Source organism: Lysinibacillus agricola, from assembly GCF_016638705.1.
GTDB classification, from domain to species: domain Bacteria; phylum Bacillota; class Bacilli; order Bacillales_A; family Planococcaceae; genus Lysinibacillus; species Lysinibacillus agricola.
Genome location: NZ_CP067341.1, coordinates 3,902,084 through 3,920,252 on the forward strand (window position 1 = coordinate 3,902,084; position 18,169 = coordinate 3,920,252).

The 18,169-nt window shown below is 37.8% G+C and carries 15 protein-coding genes; 1 reads left to right on the plus strand and 14 read right to left on the minus strand.

The features are described 5' to 3' along the window. Window positions 1-3: 3 nt before the first annotated feature. The 11 genes from FJQ98_RS27300 to hemW form a co-directional block, all read right to left on the minus strand. Entirely contained in the window at window positions 4-126 is a 123-nt protein-coding gene (locus FJQ98_RS27300) for a hypothetical protein (RefSeq protein ID WP_277815954.1), read from the minus strand. Between the two features lie 261 nt (window positions 127-387). Beyond that, window positions 388-2,139 (minus strand): BC_2427 family protein, encoded by a 1,752-nt coding sequence (locus FJQ98_RS19475; protein WP_201406517.1) that lies wholly within the window; start codon window positions 2,137-2,139, stop codon window positions 388-390. Between the two features lie 734 nt (window positions 2,140-2,873). Continuing rightward, entirely contained in the window at window positions 2,874-3,677 is an 804-nt protein-coding gene (locus tag FJQ98_RS19480) for a CsxC family protein (RefSeq protein ID WP_201406518.1), read from the minus strand. Between the two features lie 261 nt (window positions 3,678-3,938). Continuing rightward, window positions 3,939-4,703, minus strand: a complete 765-nt coding sequence (locus FJQ98_RS19485; protein WP_201406519.1) for a CsxC family protein — start codon at window positions 4,701-4,703, stop codon at window positions 3,939-3,941. A 727-nt stretch (window positions 4,704-5,430) separates the two neighbouring features. Next, the gene (locus tag FJQ98_RS19490) at window positions 5,431-6,168 is read right to left on the minus strand and encodes a 16S rRNA (uracil(1498)-N(3))-methyltransferase (protein WP_053595269.1); all 738 of its coding nucleotides are present in this window, start codon (window positions 6,166-6,168) and stop codon (window positions 5,431-5,433) included. 81 nt (window positions 6,169-6,249) lie between these two features. Continuing rightward, window positions 6,250-7,191: a 50S ribosomal protein L11 methyltransferase gene (gene prmA / locus FJQ98_RS19495; protein ID WP_053595270.1), complete on the minus strand. Its 942-nt coding sequence runs from the start codon at window positions 7,189-7,191 to the stop codon at window positions 6,250-6,252. A 21-nt stretch (window positions 7,192-7,212) separates the two neighbouring features. After that, window positions 7,213-8,319, minus strand: coding sequence for a molecular chaperone DnaJ (dnaJ, locus tag FJQ98_RS19500; RefSeq protein ID WP_053595271.1), 1,107 nt, complete (start codon window positions 8,317-8,319; stop codon window positions 7,213-7,215). A gap of 234 nt (window positions 8,320-8,553) precedes the next feature. Continuing rightward, window positions 8,554-10,395, minus strand: a complete 1,842-nt coding sequence (gene dnaK, locus FJQ98_RS19505; RefSeq protein ID WP_053595272.1) for a molecular chaperone DnaK — start codon at window positions 10,393-10,395, stop codon at window positions 8,554-8,556. Window positions 10,396-10,470: 75 nt separating this feature from the next. Continuing rightward, window positions 10,471-11,058: a nucleotide exchange factor GrpE gene (gene grpE / locus FJQ98_RS19510; RefSeq protein WP_053595273.1), complete on the minus strand. Its 588-nt coding sequence runs from the start codon at window positions 11,056-11,058 to the stop codon at window positions 10,471-10,473. Window positions 11,059-11,075: 17 nt separating this feature from the next. Further along, a complete protein-coding gene (gene hrcA / locus FJQ98_RS19515) occupies window positions 11,076-12,104 on the minus strand; it encodes a heat-inducible transcriptional repressor HrcA (RefSeq protein WP_053595274.1) in 1,029 nt (342 codons plus the stop codon). Window positions 12,105-12,193: 89 nt separating this feature from the next. Next, window positions 12,194-13,339: a radical SAM family heme chaperone HemW gene (gene hemW, locus FJQ98_RS19520; protein ID WP_053595275.1), complete on the minus strand. Its 1,146-nt coding sequence runs from the start codon at window positions 13,337-13,339 to the stop codon at window positions 12,194-12,196. Between the two features lie 191 nt (window positions 13,340-13,530). On the opposite strand from hemW, the gene rpoN reads away from it, so the two are divergent. Beyond that, the gene (rpoN, locus tag FJQ98_RS19525) at window positions 13,531-14,799 is read left to right on the plus strand and encodes an RNA polymerase factor sigma-54 (RefSeq protein WP_082340136.1); all 1,269 of its coding nucleotides are present in this window, start codon (window positions 13,531-13,533) and stop codon (window positions 14,797-14,799) included. A 166-nt stretch (window positions 14,800-14,965) separates the two neighbouring features. Here rpoN and FJQ98_RS27305 read toward each other — a convergent pair whose 3' ends face one another. The 3 genes from FJQ98_RS27305 to FJQ98_RS19535 all read right to left on the minus strand — a co-directional run bounded on the left by FJQ98_RS27305 (window position 14,966) and on the right by FJQ98_RS19535 (window position 18,167). Continuing rightward, window positions 14,966-15,094 (minus strand): hypothetical protein, encoded by a 129-nt coding sequence (locus tag FJQ98_RS27305; protein ID WP_277815955.1) that lies wholly within the window; start codon window positions 15,092-15,094, stop codon window positions 14,966-14,968. Between the two features lie 220 nt (window positions 15,095-15,314). Continuing rightward, window positions 15,315-16,820: a histidine ammonia-lyase gene (gene hutH / locus FJQ98_RS19530; RefSeq protein ID WP_053595277.1), complete on the minus strand. Its 1,506-nt coding sequence runs from the start codon at window positions 16,818-16,820 to the stop codon at window positions 15,315-15,317. A 30-nt stretch (window positions 16,821-16,850) separates the two neighbouring features. After that, window positions 16,851-18,167, minus strand: a complete 1,317-nt coding sequence (locus FJQ98_RS19535) for a Na+/H+ antiporter family protein (protein WP_053595278.1) — start codon at window positions 18,165-18,167, stop codon at window positions 16,851-16,853. Window positions 18,168-18,169 lie beyond the last annotated feature (2 nt).

The window sequence follows — 18,169 nt, forward strand, 5'->3', positions numbered from 1 at the left end:
CAGTCATGTGTTGTTGTCGCTTTCGCACAGATAAATTGCTACAGGACGTGACGTTCTTAGACTGAGTTCTTCTATTTCAGCGGATGTTTGTACACCCGCTGAAAAGTAACTTAAACCCGCATTCATCTCACCACCTATAGAGGTGAGAGACTTCTGTCCTGTCGCTATGCTTACGGTATAAAAGACATTTGTAACTGCCGTTTCACTTACGTTACATAAAACACTTGTAACTGCCGTTTCACTTACGTTATATAAAACACTTGTAGCTAACGCTTTGCTTTCGCTACATAAAACATCTGTACATGTCGCTACACTTTTGATACAAAAAATTGCTAAAAAAAGTTAAAAAAGAGATTTTTGAGCAGAGAGATAAATTTCAAGTATCCTCTAGATCCTTGGCACTCGAATTTTCTGTGCTTGTAGCAGATGAATGATTAATTCTAATACTATGTTTTGACACATTTGATTTGGATGATTTAATGACTCACTTTGTGCAGGTAGTGCATTCCCAGTGTGAAATGCAGTATATTCAATACTCTGATGAATATAACCTTCAATATATAAATTCCCCTTCAGTGCTGAACATGTCCCATTACCTAATGATTGAGAAAACTGATTAGGAATGAATCTGCAATCGGTTAATACTACCTCATTCGAGATATCTTTAACTCCCACAATTCCTTTTTCAAATACGATATTCTCTTCAAGGCATATTTCTATTTTATATTCCCCTACTACAACTGGAGCTCTAATGTGTATAAAGTCGTCGGAACTGTAAGAGTGATTATTCGTTTCTCCTTGTTTAATTGATCGTGTGTTATGTAAGGGAATTCCAATTGATTTAGATGGATAACTCTTCTGATTATTCTTATCATAAGTATTAGTTCTCATTAAAAATACAATTTCATTAAATTTCGAGCGGACCAAACGACATTCAGGCAGTTCAGGATAATCTGTTGTAGTATTAAATAACTTGGTTTCAAATTGAGGAGTAGGATGATTGTCTAGATCAAGAAAATCAAATGTATTTTTAACAATCTCACCACATATAGGAGCATGAAGAAAATCATCAATTTCCACGTGAGTAGAAATTAGTATTTTTTTTGTTATAGAACATACTGTTCCTTGCACTGACCCAGTAGATGCACTTTCATGACCTGTAGAATTGGTTTTCTCCAACTCTTCTGTATCAATAGGACTCATAATTTTATCATCCTCGTTGTATTTAGAAGGACTTAAAAATTCACGATTAGAGTCTAGTTGAGATGCAAAATCCTGTTCTTCCACAAGATTGGTTCCTTCTACCTCGTCTATATCATGCGGGTCATTCATTTCATCCTCAACATCAATTTCAGAAGGGATAGGTAGCCCACAGTCGGAGTCTAGATGCACTACAAGTTCCTGTTCCTCTACAGAATTGGTTTCATCCGCCGCTTCTATATTAAGGAGATTATTCTTTTCATCCTCAACATCAATTTCAGAAGGGATAAGTAACCCACAGTCGGAGTCTAGATGCACTACAAGTTCCTGTTCCTCTACAGAATTGGTTTCATCCGCCGCTTCTATATTAAGGAGATTATTCTTTTCATCCTCAACATCAATTTCAGAAGCAATAAGTAGCCCACAGTCGGAGTCTAGATGCGCTACAAGTTCCTGTTCCTCTACAGAATTGGTTTCATCCCCCTCTTCTATATTAAGGAGATTATTCTTTTCATCCTCAACATCAATTTCAGATGGGATAAGTAGCCCACAGTCGGAGTCTAGATGCACTACAAGTTCCTGTTCCTCTACAGAATTGGTTTCATCCGCCTCTTCTATATTAAGGAGATTATTCTTTTCATCCTCAACATCAATTTCAGAAGGGATAAGTAGCCCACAGTCGGAGTCTAGATGCGCTGCAAGCTCCTGTTCCTCTACAGAATTGGTTTCATCCGCCTCTTCTATATCAGAGAGATTATTCATTTCATCCTCAGCATCAACTTCAGAAGGAATGAGTAACTCACGATTGGGATCTAGATGCGTTGCAAGGCTAGTTTCATCTTCTTTTTCTGTAGTTAGGAGGTTATTACAATAGACAAAAACTTTTTGCTTGGAACTTATTTCTTTCATCTCACTATAATTAATCCATGGAGTTTTCATTAGTTCACTCCCAAATAAAGTTTTGACAAATAAAGTACAACAGTTAATCCGTAAAAATTCTTACGCATTTTTCCAGCCAAGAAGTCTTTTTGGTCAATTTATTTTTTGTGATAAGATTTTATGAATTCTTCTAGAGAGACTTGTTCAAAATCTGTTTTCTTCAGGGAAAACTCACGAAGTAACCCGTTTTTCATTTTTTATTTCTTCCACTTACCTTGATGAATAGATTGGTTATAAAAACAGCGATTTCCTTTTCTTTTTCTAATATCTGATAACAACTAAACACTTTTGCTTTTATTTTGCTCGAAGATATGATGGATGTGTATAGCTCAAAATGAATACCTCTTTTTTGAAAATATTGCTAAAAAATTCAAACGATATCATTATGAGCTACTTTTATTTTGATCTAAGTGTTGCACTTATAATTACAATCCATTTTATGCATTACTTTTACTTTTGTCACCGAGTACTTTCAAAAATCTCAGTAGCAATTGAGATACTAATGCGTTTGAGAGACGATTGCTTAATAAAAACTAAAATTCATTCTTTACATTATTTTCTTTAACTAGATTATTTTTAAAGTACCTGCTAATGCATTTACGATCGATATTATAGAAAAAATGCAGTTGAAAATTCGATTTAATCGAACTTTCAACTGCAAGCTTAAATATTGGATTTTTTCAGTACCCTCAAATGTCCTTTTATATCTAATTTCCTCCTCTAAAAATTAGAGATTAACAAGATTCAGTAGGATGAATAACAGGAGGAGTTACAGTTGGACTAACTGGAGGAGTAAGTCCTGTAAGATTAGGAGTTATTACATTAGTGCCTGTTCCAAGACGGATTTGTTGAACTTGCAGTACTTTTACAGTAAGCTCTAGTACGATTTTTTCACGTAATGTGTCGAAAGTGCCTTCTGGATCTGCCATAACTGGTGAAAAATCAAGTTCAAAGAAGTTTGCAGCTACTAATTCGCCAAATGGTTGTTCATTGTATTTAACGAGATTTTGGAAGAACGCCTTATCCAATCGAGCATCCATTTGCGTAGTTTCATTAAGGAAATTCGCTTCGGCAAACTCAGAAATTCCTAAGATTGGGAAAGGACCTCCTATTGTTTGTGGGAAAGTAAGGTCTGTAAAACCAGAAAACGGAACATCGGCAATTCTATCTTGGAGCGCCCCGTTACATTCTGCTGAAGCATATTCTATATTTTTGCGAATATGTCCTGCTACAAATAATTTAGCCCTTGTTACCATGAAAAAGTCAGTGCCGGCAATACGTGTAAAAGCAACTGGTACTAATTTCACTTGATTTAGGAATACATGTTTTTTCACTCTTTTGATTTCAGTTGCTGCAGGAGTAAGAGTAATATCTGCTTCCACAGCTATTTGAAGTGTTGGTTCTGCAAGTACAACTGGAACTTTAATAGTTGGCGTCACAAGCGGTGTAGCGACTAGTGGAGTAGTAGCAGTAGTTAATGGTATTTGTTCTGTTGATGTTACTGGACAAGATTGGATTGGATCTAATTGATTACTCAAAAAATTTCCCTCGTTTCATTTTGTAGTATTTGAGAGCTCTCCATATAGAATATGTAGCAATTAAATCTATGAATGGACGTGTATACTAGTTTTTTACTGATTATTATTATAGAAAAAATGGCAGTTGAAAATTCGATTTATCAACTGCCATTTCTAAGATTAAATTTTTTTCAGTACCCTCGAATGTCCTTTTATTCTAATATCCTCCTCTAAAAATTAGAGATTAACAAGATTTAGTAGGACTTATAACAGGAGGATCTATTATGGACTAACTGGAGGAGTAAGCCCTAAAAGAATAGGAGTTAGTACATTAGTGCCTGCTCCAAGGCGAACTTGTTGAACTTGCAGTACTTTTACAGTAAGCTCTAGTACGATTTTTTCACGTAATGTGTCGAAAGTGCCTTCTGGGTCTGCCATAACTGGTGAAAAATCAAGTTCAAAGAAGTTCGCAGCTACTAATTCGCCAAATGGTTGTTCATTGTATTTAACGAGATTTTGGAAGAACGCCTTATCCAATCGAGCATCCATTTGCGTAGTTTCGTTAAGGAAGTTCGCTTCGGCAAACTCAGAAATCCCTAAGATTGGGAAAGGACCTCCTATTGTTTGTGGGAAAGTAAGGTCTGTAAAACCAGAAAACGGAACATCGGCAATTCTATCTTGGAGCGCCCCGTTACATTCTGCTGAAGCATATTCTATATTTTTGCGAATATGTCCTGCTACAAATAATTTAGCCCTTGTTACCATGAAAAAGTCAGTGCCGGCAATACGTGTAAAAGCAACTGGTACTAATTTCACTTGATTTAGGAATACATGTTTTTTCACTCTTTTGATTTCAGTTGCTGCAGGAGTAAGAGTAATATCTGCCTCCACAGCTATTTGAAGTGTTGGTTCTGCAAGTACAACTGGAACTTTAATAGTTGGCGTCACAAGCGGTGTAGCGGCTAGTGGAGTAGTAGCAGTAGTTAATGGTATTTGTTCTGTTGATGTTACTGGACAAGATTGGATTGGATCTAATTGATTACTCAAAAAATTTCCCTCGTTTCATTTTGTAGTATTTGAGAGCTCTCCATATAGAATATGTAGCAATTAAATCTATGAATAGACGTGTATACTAGTTTTTTTACTGATATTAAAAAATGGGATTTTTGAGCTGAGCGAGAGATAAAAATGAATACAAAATGCCAGGTACTCTTTTTACTTGTGTTTTATTTTTTAAAGCTTTCCAATACTTGATTCTTGCTTGAATGCTGGGATGATTAGATAACTGAATTACTCGCTTATCTTTTCCCAATTAACGTTTTTATTTATTTTCCCGTAAGTGTAAAATGCCGAATCCGGCCACAATACTAAAAGCTAATCTTGAAATTGTAATTGGTATTTTACCTATTTCAAGTAAATGAATATTAAATAATTCAGGAAATGAAATAGTATTTAAACCTGTTGCTATTTTAAGTAGCACAATAGATCATAGCAGCAATTACAAAAAAGTTAATGAGAAAATTAATTTATTCATTTGCTTCCCCGTCCAAAATTTAATTATTCTGTTTTCCTCAACCTGAATTATATAAAAGGAAGATTAGAATAACATATTTTCACAGTTGGCCTGTCATATCAGGGCACGTTATGGGGATGAGCATGTAGTAAAGCCGATTCAAAATTTTTTGAATCGGCTTTTTTGATAGGATTTAATATTAACAGTCATTAAGCGGCTAGGTGTATGAAAGACCTCTTTTGACAAGGCTAAACACCTATTTCATTCAAATTCATAAGATATGGCAGACAGCGCATAAAGTGGCGCTGTTTCTGCTCGTAAAATTCGGGGGCCTAAAGACATCGTTTGGGCACCAGCTTGAAGAAGGGCATCGGCTTCTTTTCTAGCAATGCCACCTTCTGGACCAAAGATGATAAGAATTGATTTCGACTTCTTGTCATACACGTTTTTTAGCTTCTCCGCAAATCCTGTGCGTTTTTCTGCTTTTGCATCCTCTTCATCTGCTATAAAAACTGCGTCGAAATTGCCCATTTGTTCTATTAGCTGTTTAAAAGTGATTGGCTCATAAATTTCTGGGATATGTGTACGATGGGATTGCTCAGCCGCTTCTTTTGCAATTTTTTGCAGACGCTCTTGCTTTTTCGCACCCTTCTTTTTATCCCATTTAACGATGGAACGCTCCGCTTCAAACGGCAGTAGGGCAAACATTCCAAGCTCTGTTGCCTTTTGTGTAATAAGCTCTAGTTTATCGCCCTTTGGCAAACCACATGCCACTGTTACATGAACAGGCAACTCTGGAGAAGGAAGCGTCTGTCCTGTGGATTGGACAAGTACCTCATCTTCTTCAAAGGCTATGATTGTACAAATATGGGCGATATTTTGTGCAACTACAACGATTTTGTCGCCCTCTTTCATACGCATTACTCGTTCAATATGTCGTGCATCTTCTCCACTAATACGTGCTTCCTCAATGGTCGTCTCAATAAAATAACGCTGCATGTTACACACTCCTTTATAGCAAGAAGAGAAAACGCCAAATCGCAAGCACTCGGCTCACGATTTGGCGCTTCCTCAGTCAACTTATTGCGGCCGACGGGCAATGATAGCTACCCAATCTTCCATTAGTAGTACTTCTTCAATCACAAAGCCTGAAGCTTCTAGTGCTGCTTTTACATCATCACGTTTCGCGCCGATGATGCCTGAAGTGACATATAATCCACCCGGTTTGACAATTGTAAATGCATCGTCAGTAAAGGACATAATAATTTCTGCTAAAATATTAGCTACAACGACATCAGCTGGTTCCTTTACTGTATCCAGTAGGTTCCCATGGAATACAGATACTTTATCATCTACTTTGTTTAACGCAACATTTTCTTGTGCTGAACGTACAGCTACTTCATCTAAATCAAGTGCATGTACGTTCTTAGCTCCAAGCATTGCTGCACCAATTGAAAGAACACCTGACCCCGTTCCGATATCGATAACTGTATCACCATCTTTTACAACCTTCTCAAGCCCTTGTAAGCACATAACAGTTGTTGGGTGTGTTCCTGTACCAAAGGCCATACCAGGATCTAATTCAATAATCAATTCATCCGTTGATACTGGTACATATTCTTCCCATGTTGGTACAATTGTAAAGCGTTCAGAAATTTTTACAGGATGATAATATTGCTTCCATGCTGTTGCCCAGTCTTCCTCGTTTACTTCCACAATCGATACAACATTTTCACCAATATCGATGTTGAAGTTCGTTAGGTTTGTGATAGCCGCTTTTATTTCTTCGACTGTTTCATTTAAAAAACTAGACTCCGATAAGTAAGCCTTAACAATAACACCATCTTTGGGAAAATCCGCTTCATTTAGCGCATAAATTTCACCATACTGATCTTCACGTGGCTTAGCAAATTCAGCAGAATCCTCAATAACAACACCACTTGCCCCTGCTTCATGCAAAATATTCGAAATTGCTTCTACCGCTTCATTTTTTGTATGAATGGATAATTCTGACCACTTCACGTAGCTCTTCAGCTCCTCTAATTATTCACCTTGGAATTTTTTCTTAATTTTGTCGAACAGTGTACTACCTTGTTCTTCAGGGATATCTCCACTAATTTCAGCAAATTCACGTAATAATTGTTTTTGTCTTTCTGTTAATTTTTCTGGCGTTACAACTTTTACAGTTACATATTGATTCCCTGTGCCATAGCCATGTACGTTTTTGACACCTTTGTCTTTTAAACGGAATTGCGCACCTGATTGTGTTCCCGCTGGAATACGTAATTTTACTTTTCCATGAACAGTCGGAACTTCAATTTCATCACCAAGAGCTGCTTGTGGGAATGTCAGTTTCAGATCGTAATAAATATCATCGCCATCACGCTCAAACTCTTTGTGTCCTTGAACGCGGAACATAATATATAAATCTCCCGCAGGTCCTCCGTTTATACCTGGTTCACCTTGACCAGACACACGAATTTGTTGACCATCATCAACACCTGCTGGAATCGTTACTTTGATTTTTTTATTTTTTTGAACTTTTCCTTCGCCACGACAAGTTGAACATTTTTCTTTAATGATTTTACCTGTACCATGACATGTCGAACAAGTTCGACGATTCATCATACGACCAAATGGTGTATCCACTGCTTGATTTACTTGACCAGCACCTTTACATGTTGAACATGTTTCAGGTTTAGTACCTGTTTTTGCACCTGAACCATGGCAAGTATCACATAATTCATCTTTAGGAATTTCGATTTCTGTTTCTTTCCCGAAAATCGCTTCCTCAAACTTAATATTCATACGATATTGCAGGTCATCACCTTTACGTGGTGCATTCGGGTCTTGCTGACGACCTCCACCACCAAAGAACGAGCTGAAAATATCCTCGAAGCCGCCAAAGCCGCCACCTCCGAAGCCTGCATTTGGATCCTCGTGGCCAAATTGATCATAGCGTGCTTTTTTTTGATCATCACTTAATACTTCATATGCTTCAGCGATTTCTTTGAATTTTTCATCTGCACCTGGCTCTTTATTAAGGTCAGGATGGTATTGCTTTGATAATTTACGGTATGCTTTTTTAATTTCATCTTTTGAAGCCGATTTCGTTAAACCAAGCACCTCGTAATAATCGCGTTTCTCCATGATTCACACTCCGCTCTTTTTGCATAAAATCTATTGTATCACGCAGTTAAAAAAACTGCCTCTATTTTATTATTAAATATTCATTAAAAATGTTGCACATATGTTTTTTCACTTTTCTCGCAGTTAACCTATGCCACTAGACAATTTAATGTGCGAGGTTATACCTAAAAATAAAGAGAAAAGCCAAAGCCGCAAGCGGTCTTTGGCTTCTTCACTTAACTGTGTTACATGCTATTATTTATCGTCTTTTACTTCTTCAAAGTCAGCGTCTACGATACCGTCGTCTTTTTTACCAGCGTCCGCATCAGTACCTGCTTCGCCACCTTGAGCTGCTTGAGCAGCCGCTGCAGCTTGTTCATATACTTTCATTACTAGTGGCTGTAATACACCATCTAGTTTTTCTTTAGCAGATTTAATGCCTTCTAATTCGCCAACTTCAAGCGCTTTTTTCAGTTCATCACGAGCATCTTCAACAGATTTTTTCTCGTCTTCTGTAATTTGTTCGCCTAAGTCAGCAATTGTTTTGTCAACTTGGAACACTAATTGGTCAGCTTCGTTGCGAAGATCTGCTTCTTCTTTACGTTGAGCATCTGCATCGGCATTTGCTTCAGCATCTTTTACCATACGTTCAATATCTTCCTCTGATAAACCAGAATCAGATTGGATAACAATTGTTTGTTCTTTGTTTGTACCAAGATCTTTCGCTTTAACCGATACGATACCATTTTTATCAATATCGAATGTTACTTCGATTTGTGGTACACCACGTGGTGCTGGTGGAATATCTGCTAATTGGAAGCGACCTAGTGTTTTGTTGTCTGCTGCCATTGAACGTTCACCTTGCAGTACGTGAATATCTACTGCTGGTTGGTTGTCAGCTGCAGTTGAGAATACTTGTGATTTAGATGTTGGGATCGTAGTGTTACGGTCAATTAATTTTGTGAATACACCACCCATAGTTTCGATACCTAATGAAAGTGGAGTTACGTCAAGTAGAACTACGTCTTTTACATCACCAGTTAATACGCCACCTTGAACAGCAGCACCCATTGCTACAACTTCGTCAGGGTTTACACCACGGTGTGGCTCTTTAGCAGTTTCTTTACGTACAGCTTCTTGTACAGCTGGAATACGAGTAGAACCACCAACTAAGATTACTTGGTCAATTTCAGATGTTGATAGACCTGCATCAGATAATGCTTGACGTACTGGACCTACTGTACGGTTTACTAATGGTAATGTAATTTCGTCAAATTTTGCACGAGTTAAAGAAATTTCTAAGTGTAATGGACCCGCTTCACCCGCAGTGATGAATGGTAAAGAAATTTGAGTAGATGTTACACCTGATAAGTCTTTTTTCGCTTTTTCAGCTGCATCTTTTAGACGTTGCATAGCCATTTTATCTTGAGAAAGGTCAATGCCGTTTTCTTTTTTGAATTCTGCTACAAGATACTCGATGATAGCGTCGTCGAAATCGTCTCCACCTAGTTTGTTATCACCAGCTGTTGCTAATACTTCAAATACACCGTCACCTAATTCAAGAATAGATACGTCAAACGTACCACCACCAAGGTCAAATACTAATACTTTTTGATCTTGATCTTGTTTATCTAAACCATAAGCAAGTGCAGCAGCTGTTGGTTCGTTGATAATACGCTCTACTTCTAGACCAGCGATTTTACCAGCATCTTTTGTAGCTTGACGTTGCGCGTCGTTGAAGTAAGCAGGTACTGTAATAACTGCTTTTGTTACTTTTTCTCCTAAGTAATCTTCAGCATAGCCTTTTAAGTATTGAAGAATCATTGCAGAAACTTCTTGTGGAGTGTAGTCTTTATCTTCAACTTTCACCTTTTCAGATGTACCCATTTTAGACTTAATAGAAATAATTGTGTTAGGGTTTGTTACTGATTGACGTTTTGCTACTTCACCAACTTGACGTTCGCCATTTTTAAATGCGACAACAGATGGTGTTGTACGGTTTCCTTCTGGGTTTGGAATTACTTTTGGTTCTCCACCTTCAAGTACAGAAACACAAGAGTTTGTTGTTCCTAAGTCAATACCGATAATTTTGCTCATTAAAATTTCCTCCTATTATTTAAACGCTAAGGATGCGTTTCATAACTAAATGTAATTGACTAAATAGTACTATAACTATTCGTTCACTGATACCATTGTTGGGCGTAATACACGATCCTTTAACAGATAGCCTTTTTGAAGCTCGCGTAAGACAACACCCGTCTCTTTTTCACTATCCTGCTCTTGCATGACAGCTTGGTGAACATTTGGATCAAATTGCTCACCCTCAGCTTTAATAATCTGTAAGCCTTCCTTCTCAGTCGCTTCTAACAGAGAACGGTACACCATTTCAATACCTTTTACGATTGAAGCAGCTTCTTCTGAAGTCGACTCAACTTGTAAGGCACGCTCAAAATTATCGATTACAGGCAGTAAATCTGATAGTAAGCTCTGAGCGCGGTACTTTTCAGCTGCCTCACGATCAAGTTGATTGCGACGACGTATATTGTCGACATCAGCTCGTAAGCGTAGATGACGACTTTCCTCGTCGTCAAGCTTTGCTTGTAACTCAGCTAGCTTTGCTTCGTACTGTTCTTCGATTGTTAATTCAACTTCTTGTCCTTTTACTTCTTCTTTAGCTTCTGTTTTTTCTACTGATGCATTTTCAGCTTGTACATTTTTTTCTTCTTGTACAAGGTCTTTGTTTTCAGTTGTTTCCGTCACTTGAATCCTCCTCATTATCAATCACTACGATTCTTCGTAAAGGCCTGTGTTAAATCCATGCGCATTACGTCTAGTAAAGCAACTACACGCTTATAATCCATACGTGTTGGACCAATAATTGCTATAGCTCCTTGCTGATCTTCACCAATAGAATAAGTGGTCGTAATGACACTACAGTTTTCCATTTCCAGCTGTTTATTTTCCGAGCCAATACGAATATGAATGCCCGATTCATTGGGATGGAAGAGCGATTGCACTTGGCTAGTCGTTTCCATTAAGTCCAAAATCATACGGACTTTATTTAAATCGTGGAATTCCGGTTGGTTAAACATATTTGTTTTTCCACCATAGAAAATTTTACTTTCCGAATTATGCATCGTCGCTGTCACGAGAGCGTGAATAAAATCATCCGCCGATCGAACATGCTGCTGTAATACTGCTAGCACTTCAGCTTCGATTTTTTTATGAATATCTTCTAATGACACACCAACTAGGCGATCATTTAAGATATTAACCATTTTCTCTAAATCAGAAGCGATAAAATTAGGAGGTAAACTAAACATGCGATTTTCAACATGGCCGTTATTCGTTACGATAATCGCTACTGCTGTATCGCTAGAGAGTGGCACAATTGAAAATCGTTTAATACGATGTCTTTGAACATCAGGTCCTAAAAGAATCGATGTGTACGATGTCAGCTCTGATAAAATATTGGCTGACTTTCGGATAATATGCTCTACTTCTACTAAACGATCGTTGAAAATGGATTGAATTTGCTGAATGTCCCTTGAATTAATGCCTTGTGGGTTCAACAAATGATCTACATAAAATCTATACCCCTTTTCCGAAGGCACTCGACCAGAGGAAGTGTGCGTTTTTTCTAAGAAGCCTAATTCCTCTAAATCCGCCATTTCATTTCGAATTGTGGCTGGACTAAATGTAATCTCTTGCTTTTTGGAGATTTGGCGAGAACCTACCGGCTGTGCAAACATAATAAAGTCATCTACAATAGCTTGCAATATTTGTAATTGCCGATTTGTTATCATGATTATCACCTCTGTTAGCACTCAACCAAGAGGAGTGCTAATACTATTAATAAGTTATCAAATCCCACATTTTATGTCAACGATATCGCTCAATCTTCTAGTAAAAATTGTTGAAATACTTCATTACCTACAAAACGACCTTTTCGCGTAAGACGAATTCCTATAGGATCATGTTCTAAAAGATCTTCTAAAACTAATTTTTCAATGACATGTCGGTAATGCGCATGCATCGATTCATTAAATTTCCCTTCATATATACTGTGTGTAATTCCTTCCGTTTTACGCAGACCTAAAAACATTTGTTCTTCTCGTTTCTCATTCTCTGTTACAACATGTTCATACACAATTGGTAATTCCCCTGCATTCACTGACTCCATATACTTTTTCAATGGTCCATGATTTGAATAACGCACTCCAGCTAAATATCCATGAGCACCAGCACCAAAGCCTGCATATTCATCGTTTTCCCAGTATATTTTGTTATGACTAGAGCTGAAACCAGCTTGTGCAAAGTTACTAATTTCGTATTGTTGAAGTCCATGTACCTCCATCTGGTTCATCAGCACATCGTACATATCCGCTTCAAGATCTTCAGTTGGTAAATGTAGCTTACCTTTTGTGTATTGATTATAAAAAATCGTTTTTGGCTCCACTATTAGTGAATACGCTGAAAAATGTGGTAAATCAAGCGCTAACGCTTTTTCTAAGGAATCCTTCCATTGTGCCATCGTCTGCCCCGGCAAACCATACATTAAATCTAGACTAATATTTCTGAAACCTATCTTTTTCGCCAAAGCAATTGTTTCATAGACGTGATTGTTGCTATGTGTACGACCAATTTTCTTTAACAACTCTTGATCAAAGGATTGTACACCCATGCTTAAGCGATTTATTCCCCCATCAAACAATGCCTGTAATTTTGCTTCTGACAGCTCGTCCGGATTAGCCTCTGTTGTAAATTCTGTCACACTATCCATCGGAATATACGTACGAATAAGCTCAAGTAGTTTCTCTAATTGTTGAGGCGATAATGCTGTTGGTGTACCGCCGCCAAGAAATATCGTTTCGATTTGTTTAAAACTCTCAGGATATTTTTTTGTAGCAAGCTCCATCTCCTTGCCAAGCATTTCTATATATTCATCAACTGGTTGATTTTTAAAATAAAATTTATTGAAATCACAATAGTTACAAATTTGATGACAAAAAGGAATATGAATGTAAACACCTCGTGCCATAGCTATCCCTTCTTTCACATTAGTCTTTTTCCATTTCCTCATTATAAACAATCGAGGCAGGGAACGCCATGAATCCAACCAGGAAAAATAACTACATCAACACTATTTAGTATTAACACAATTTATCTATTAATTATCTGAAAATTCTCATTTTTATGTTATGCTAATAAAAAGCAATAAATGGAGGGATCATGATGGACATGATTTTAAAGCAACAACAGCAGCAGAAAATGATAATGACACCTCAATTACAGCAATCTATTGAATTACTACAATATACAACACTTGAACTTGAGCAATTTCTGTATGAACAGCAATTAGAGAATCCGTTAATCGACTTTCAACCACCATCATTTCAAGAGCGTATTTTCAGAAATTCTCATTCTTCCTTTCAAACGACAGAGAATGATTTACATACAATAACTGCAAAACCAAACTACCGGGAGGAATTGTTACAACTAGCTTCACTCACTTTTACAGGTGACGATTTACAAATTGTACAGTTTCTAATTGAACATCTAGATAACAAGGGCTATTCCCCACCATACCTTTCTAATGTTGCAGATGACCGACATTATTATGGTATTCAGCTTTTACAACAAATCGGTCCAGCGGGAATTGGTGCGCGTAATTTGCAAGAATGTCTTTTGTTACAAATCGAAGAAAATAATGATGATTTACAGCGGCTTATTCAAAAAGGACTGTACCTACTGGCTGAACGTAAATTTCCTGAATTGATGAAATCTCTTAAACTTTCTAAAGAACAGTTATTAGCACTAATTAATCAGCTTCAGCAACTAACACCAATACCTTGCACTTTGAGCTCAGTAGATGACATCGAGTATGTTACACCAGATATTGTCGTTGTTATCGAAGATGGCGCATTACAATTCAGCTTAAATGATCGCTCACTGCCATCTATTCAACTTCAGGATAGCTATAAAAATATCGCATCTTTACTACCTAAAGTTGAACAAATATATGTAAAACAACAATATAAGCATTATGAATGGCTCGTACATAGCTTACATCGACGCCGTCAAACAATTATTCGTATCATGTCAGTTGTCTTACAGCATCAGCAACAATTTTTTTACCACGGGTTATCTTATTTAAAACCTTTATCTTTAAGGGATGTCGCAACCCAAATCGAGATGCACGAATCAACAGTAAGTCGAGCAATTCGGAATAAAACAATACTGACACCTGTTGGAACATATTTATGGAAGGATTTATTTTCTTCTAAAATTGAAAACACTCAAACAGAGCATTCCCAAACTTCAATTTTAGAAATGATTAAAAACCTAATCATCTTTGAAAATAAACAAAAGCCTTTATCCGATCAAAAGATTGCTGAAACACTAGCTAGCTCCTTTCAAATCCATTTGGCCCGTCGTACCATTAGCAAATATCGAGAAGAGTTAGGAATACCAGCAGCAAGCAAACGAAAGGAATTATGAAAACGATTTTCCTATATAATGGCTCAGTTCCATAACGTGTAGTTGATTTCCGTTCCAACTGGGCGCTTTCCTGGGGGCGTCCGATGAGCCGCTTCACTCGCGTTGCTCGCTCCAGGGTCTCATCTGTGACGCTGATCCCCAAGGAGTCGCCCAGTCTCCACTCCAATCAATCTATATTAATTTCGCCTTGGCGTAATTGTTGCTGTCGCTTCACTTTCGCACAGATAAACAATGCGTCCGGATTTTCATTCAGTAGGTGTTTGGACACCTTTTCAAAAGGGAACCACATCCGCATTCATCTCTCCACCTTCAGAGGTGGGAGTTTTCTACTGATTGAAGATAAATGGCATACTTTTTACCAAATGTCATCCACAACTTTTGGTGATGAGCCTATATTATGAGGCTTTGACTATACTTCCATTTGCGAGAATAACAAGCTTCCAGACTATTTTCTAGGTAGCAAAAAAGTATGCTAGAAGACACCTTCAAGCATACTTTTTCTCTTTTGTCTTGTTTTATTTAACACTTAAAATATCGTTACTACTTAATAAATAATTAGCAAGTGTTTCGATCTCTTCACCAATAGCCTTATCACCTTCTAATGGCGGACAGAATGAACGTACTATTTCTAAAAATTCACGTGTTGTTTGGGCTAAGTGTTGCTCAGCTTTTTCTAAAAAAATCGCTTGAGAAGCAGCAATTAACTCAATGGCAAGCACTCGTGCACTATTATGCACAATTTGTCGTGCTTGTCTCGCCGCAGTTGTTCCCATGCTCACATGATCCTCTTGATTACCTGAAGTCGGAATAGAATCCACACTTGATGGATGGGCAAGGACCTTATTTTCAGAAACGAGCGAAGCTGCGACGTATTGAACAACCATTAATCCACATTCAAGACCTGGATCTGTTGCTAGAAATGGTGATAATCCACTTAATTGCGGATTCACTAGGCGTTCCGTTCTCCGTTCTGAAATATTCGCCCATTCTGCTACACCGACCTTTAAGAAATCCATAGCAAGTGCAATTGGTTGTCCATGAAAATGCCCTCCTGATAATACCTCACCATTTTCTAAAACTATCGGGTTATCTGTTGTGGCATTAGTCTCTGTTTGCAAGCACTGTTCTACATAATTAAAACATTGCCAAGAAGCTCCGTGAACTTGTGGCACACAGCGCAACGAATAGGCATCTTGCATATGTGTTTCTCCTTGTGTTGTTATACGCTCGCTTCCTTCTAACCACTTTCGTATACGTTCACCTACAGATGCTATTTCAGCATGAGGTCGTACTGCTAATAAATCTTCATCAAAGGCTGAAATAATTCCTTTTAATGCCTCCATCGTCAGACATGCTGCCATATCTGCCACATATCCAAGACGTTCGACCTCATTAATTGTAATAATCCCAATACCTGTCATAGCTTGTGTTCCATTAATTAATGCAAGACCCTCTTTAGCTTGTAATCGAACTGCTGTGAGTCCTGCACGAGCTAATGCTTGCTGTCCTGATATGACCTCTCCTTGATACTCTGCCTTACCTTCTCCGACAAGTACTAATGCAATATGTGCCAAGGGTGCTAAATCACCGCTAGCACCAACAGAACCTTGCGATGGCACAAGAGGATGTACATTTTTGTTGATGAACTCAACTAATAATTGAAGTGTCTCTTCGCGAATGCCCGAATAACCTTTTACTAAAGCATTAGCTCGTAAAACCATCATCGTGCGTACAATTGATGTTTCTAATGGTGTGCCCACTCCAACTGCATCAGAGCGTAGCAAATTAAGTTGCAATAGTTCATTATCTTGTTCAGCAATTTGCACATCACTTAGTTTACCGAAGCCCGTATTCACCCCATATATAGCTTGGCCCTCCGCTAATCTTGTTTCAATCCGAGAGCGACTCTCTCTTACTCGATCTAACGCATTCGGTGCTAGTGAAACCTGTGCATGACCTTTAGCAATTCTATCAATTTGTGCTCTAGTTAATGTATAACCATCCAACTGAATGACTTCCATTTAAAAATTTCACCCCTATTTGTTCGATTTCTACAAAACCATTGCTGCTACAATACCAAATATAAATAAAGGAATATTATAATGAATAAATGTTGGTACACATGTATCCCAAATATGGCTGTGTTGTCCATCCGCATTCAAACCAGATGTAGGGCCTAACGTACTATCTGAAGCAGGAGAGCCAGCATCGCCTAGAGCACCCGCAGTTCCAATAAGCGCAGCTGTGGCGAACGGACTAAATCCAACTGCCGCACATAACGGCACAAACACAACAGCTAAAATCGGTATCGTCCCAAATGATGTACCAATCCCCATTGTGACCAGTAAACCGATAAACAATAATAAAGTGGCGGTAATCAGCTTACTTTGTCCTGTCATACCCGTCATTGCTTCTACTAGCTCTGTAATTGCATTAGTTTCTTTTAAAATCGTTGCATAGCCCGATGCAATTAGCATAATAAATGCGATAGCCCCCATCAGCTTCACACCATTCTGTACAACTTCTTCACTGTCTTTAAGGAAGACAACTCGACCAACAAACATAATAATAATCCCTGATAATGCGCCTAAGACAAGCGAACTTAAAGATAATTGGATAACAAGCGCTGCAAATATTGCTATGAGCGCTATCCAACCTTTGCGATCCAATTTTGCCTCTATATTTTCTGTCTTCGGATTCTCGTAATCATGGAGATCATCTTCAAGTTGTTGATATTCTCTAGGCTTTTTATAAGAAATAAATACTGCAATGGCTAAGCCCACAAACATTCCAATTGCCGGAATTGCCATAGCTTTTGGAATTTGACTCTGTACCATCGCCATACCATTTGCTGTCATCTCTTGTGCGATAATACCTTGGAATATTAATCCATATCCGATTGGAATCCATAGGTAGGGCATTTTCAAACCAAATGTTAAGGCAGATGCTAAGGCACGACGATCTATTTTCAATTTATTAAAGAAAAATAATAGTGGCGGTACCAATATTGGAATGAAAGCAATATGTACCGGGATAAGCGTACCTGATAAACACGCAATAATTACCAAAGAGAAGATTAAAATATATCGATTTGGCTTTTCCAATGAAAGAAGTTTTTGAATGAGAATATTAGCCAAACCTGACTGTGCAATTAGAGCGGCAAATATTCCTAACAATAGATAACTCAAAGCAGTTTCTGACTGCCCTCCCATGCCACCTATAAATATAGAAACTGTTTCAGTTAACGATAGATCCGCTACAAGCCCTGCTACGATTGCTGCGATTATTAATGCAAATAAAACATGAACCCCACATAAACTTAAAATAGACAAAACAATAACTGAGATTAAAACAGGATTATCTAACAAAT

Excerpts from the sequence above, each read along its gene's own strand:
- FJQ98_RS27300 (WP_277815954.1), bottom strand. The coding sequence starts at position 126 with ATGAATGCGGGTTTAAGTTACTTTTCAGCGGGTGTACAAACATCCGCT.
- FJQ98_RS19475 (WP_201406517.1), bottom strand. The coding sequence starts at position 2,139 with ATGAAAACTCCATGGATTAATTATAGTGAGATGAAAGAAATAAGTTCC.
- FJQ98_RS19490 (WP_053595269.1), bottom strand. The coding sequence starts at position 6,168 with ATGCAGCGTTATTTTATTGAGACGACCATTGAGGAAGCACGTATTAGT.
- dnaJ (WP_053595271.1), bottom strand. The coding sequence starts at position 8,319 with ATGGAGAAACGCGATTATTACGAGGTGCTTGGTTTAACGAAATCGGCT.
- dnaK (WP_053595272.1), bottom strand. The coding sequence starts at position 10,395 with ATGAGCAAAATTATCGGTATTGACTTAGGAACAACAAACTCTTGTGTT.
- hrcA (WP_053595274.1), bottom strand. The coding sequence starts at position 12,104 with ATGATAACAAATCGGCAATTACAAATATTGCAAGCTATTGTAGATGAC.
- hemW (WP_053595275.1), bottom strand. The coding sequence starts at position 13,339 with ATGGCACGAGGTGTTTACATTCATATTCCTTTTTGTCATCAAATTTGT.
- rpoN (WP_082340136.1), top strand. The coding sequence starts at position 13,531 with ATGATGGACATGATTTTAAAGCAACAACAGCAGCAGAAAATGATAATG.
- FJQ98_RS27305 (WP_277815955.1), bottom strand. The coding sequence starts at position 15,094 with ATGCGGATGTGGTTCCCTTTTGAAAAGGTGTCCAAACACCTACTGAAT.
- hutH (WP_053595277.1), bottom strand. The coding sequence starts at position 16,820 with ATGGAAGTCATTCAGTTGGATGGTTATACATTAACTAGAGCACAAATT.